2 pseudogenes are annotated in these 2973 nt (G+C 68.2%); one reads left to right on the forward strand and one right to left on the reverse strand.

The features are described 5' to 3' along the window. Positions 1-1170, forward strand: a pseudogene (locus AB0I06_RS34185) (hypothetical protein); the annotation flags it as partial. On the opposite strand, the pseudogene AB0I06_RS34190 reads toward AB0I06_RS34185, so the two are convergent. Beyond that, a pseudogene (locus AB0I06_RS34190) lies at positions 1100-2973 on the reverse strand (hypothetical protein); the annotation flags it as partial. The pseudogenes AB0I06_RS34185 and AB0I06_RS34190 sit on opposite strands and share 71 nt — an antisense overlap.

A 2973-nucleotide genomic window follows, 5' to 3' on the forward strand; every position in this document is an offset into this window, starting at 1 on the left:
GCCCGGCTCCGACGTCGGCCGCGGGCCGATCTGCCTCTGACCGAGCGGGCACGGCTCTTGGTGGAGGAGTACCTCCAGCTGCGCGCGGACCAACAGGCCCCGGACTACCGCAAGAACATCCACACCCTCACCATCCTCATGTACTGGCTCGGTGCCGAGACGGCCGTCCTCGAGCGAGACGTCCACGACCTGGCCCAGCTCGATCCGAACCTCGCCGCCAAGCCGGTGTGCCAGTTCCTGCGCGCCCGCGGCCTGCTCGTCGACGACCCGGACCTCCACCAGGACGCCGATCTGGTCTGGATCGAGGCCGCTGCCGACGCGCTGCCGCAGCCCGTCGCGAGCGAGGTCCGAGCCTGGGTAGACGGGCTGCGCAGCCAGGGCCGCCGAGAGGGCGAGTTCCACAGCTGGGACGGCATCCGCCGCTATCTCGCCTACGTCCAGCCGGTGCTCACTGACTGGACGGCGACCGGGGTGGCCACGCTGCGGGAGATCACTCAGCAGCAGGTTGAGGACGCCGTGAACGGCCTGTCCGGCCACGCACGTCGGCAACTCGCCATCGTCCTGCGTAGCCTGTTCCGCTCCTTGAAACGGCAACGCATCGTCTTTCGCGATCCCGCCCGAAACCTGCCCGTCGGTGACCTGAAGGGGATACCGCGGTCCGTGCCCAGCGACCTGCTGGCCGGGCTACTGGACCACGCTGTCACTCCGCTCGGGCGCCTGACCGTCGCCCTGGCTGCTGTGCACGCGGTCTCCGGCCACGACATCCGCGTGATCCGGACAGCTGATGTGGACCTTGCCTGCGGCACCGTCGAGATTCGACGCGGCCTGCTGCGGCACACCCTCTACCTTGAGCAGTTCACACACTGCTTGGCCGCCGAGTGGCTGACCTACCGCCACCGCCGCTGGCCGGCCTCAACGAACCCGCATCTGCTGGTCAGCCAGAAGACCGCCCTCGACCCCGACCAGCCGGCCGTTAACATAGGCACGCTCCGAGGGGTGCTGCCCAAAGGCGTGACCTTGGATGGCCTGCGCCAGGACCGAATCCTCAACGAGGCGCTCGAGTGCGGCGATCCACTGAAGCTGATGCGCCTGTTCGGGATCACGGAGAAGACCGCCATGCACTACGTGGGGACCGCCCATCCCGAACGCACGGCCAAGCTACCGAGGTGAGGCGGGCCTTCAGCTGCCCAGTCATCCGCATGCCACGGGGCGCCTGCTCGGGTAGGGCGCGCACCAGCAGCGATCCGCAGTGCGTACACAGGCGCATCGGCGGCGTCTGGTACAGACAGAGGTGCGAGTAGTGCTGCTTGAGCGGCTTGCCGGTTTCTGCGTCGATGGCGGTCCGATCGGGCCGGAACTCGATGGTCCGTGCGGGGGCTCGAGTGTTCTTCTTCCAGTCCTTCCCGCCCACAGCGACAGTCATCTGGACGGCCTGGTAGCGGTCCTCAACCGGCACCTTGACCTCCAGGTGTGTCGGCATGGCGAACTGACCCTCCTTAAGGGGCGCCAGCTCTTCCTGTGCCTTCTGGTCACCGGAGTCGATGCGGACGAACTTTGGCTTCTCCTTGGAGGCGACCCACACTGACAGGACAACGGACGTGCCGTCCTTGCTCCAGTCCGCCGAGGCTTCGGTTGCAACTCCGTCGATGGTGAGATCCACAGCTGAGAGGCCCTTGTAGGCGGCTGCCTTCTCCGCGTGCTCCTGCTTTTCCTTGTCGTCAGCAGCGTTCTGCCACACACCCCCTACAGCGACCGCCAGGGCAGCGATGGTGACGACGTAGGGCCACGCACGGCGCTGCTGCTTCACCGGCTCCATGTAGCCGCTGGGCGCCTCAGGGACGGCCGGTTCGGGTCCGCGGTGCCACTGAGGCCCCGTGCGTGCGCCCTCGGTCTGCTCGAACCAATCGACGTCTTTCCCCATGCGTGCGACGGTAGCGCGCAGTTGCATGGCCTGGTCGAGATTGCCGCACAGTTCCGCCACCTTGGCCCGGGTGGCGAGCCAAGAGACGGCCTGATCGCTGTTGATGCCGTGAGCGGCGATGTCCTGCCGCTCGCCGAGGGCGGCCAGGTCGGCGGCCTCGCTGCACCGTCCCTCCCGGGCGGCCCGCAAAGCATCCTGGTGCCGGGTGTCGATGACATTGGGAGGCATCTCCCAATCCCAGTCCTCCGCCTCAACACCCACGCCCTCGGGCAGCAGCGGCTCCACCGCTTCAGGCAAGTGTTCCGTGGGCAGGTCGGCGTCGTCCTGGTCCTGCTCCTGTAGTGCCGGCTCCTCGATGGTGTCGTGGTCGGCGGCCAGGGCCTGCTGTGCCTTGCGGCGCCGCGTGGACGTGTCGGTGAGTCGGGCCTCCTCTTCGGTCAGGACAGTCTGAACGATGTCGACGTAGTCGGGGCCGACCTTCCACACCGCCTGCCCTGGGCCCAGCCCGGGGATCCGCGCAACAGCCCAGGCAGGCAGCCCGAGCAGCGCGCCGACAATGGCGGCCTCCTCCGGGCCGAGACGGCCGACGTGGGCGATCTCGCACAACCGGGCCAGATCCTGCGCCTTGCCCTCGCCGAGGTCGGACAGCGTGTGCATCACCACGTCCAGCGACAGCGCGGCCTTCCGCGAGTTCTTCAGCAGCCGCTGGATCAGCTCGGCCGTGGCGGGGGACAGTAGGATCTGCCAGGCCTCCTCGAGCACCAGGTGCCGGTGCACGGCAGTGGACTGAGGCAGCCACACGTGCTCCGCCCAGCACGACACCGCAGCCATCAGCGACGGGATTGCCGGCGAATTGCGGTCCAGACGGGAGAAGTCAAAGGAGAGGATGGGCAGGTCCGTCTCGGGCAGGCTGGCGTCCTGGCCGTCGAACAGGCCCCGCAGGCTGCCTTCGGTGTAGCGGGACAGGGCGATAGCTACGCCCTCACCCCACTCGGTCAGCTTCGCGGCCGACCACCGGCCTTCCTCGGGCCGCACCAGCGCGTCCATCTGCC

Origin of the sequence: Streptomyces sp. NPDC050674 (assembly GCF_040654575.1) — a bacterium.
Lineage (GTDB): Bacteria > Actinomycetota > Actinomycetes > Streptomycetales > Streptomycetaceae > Streptomyces.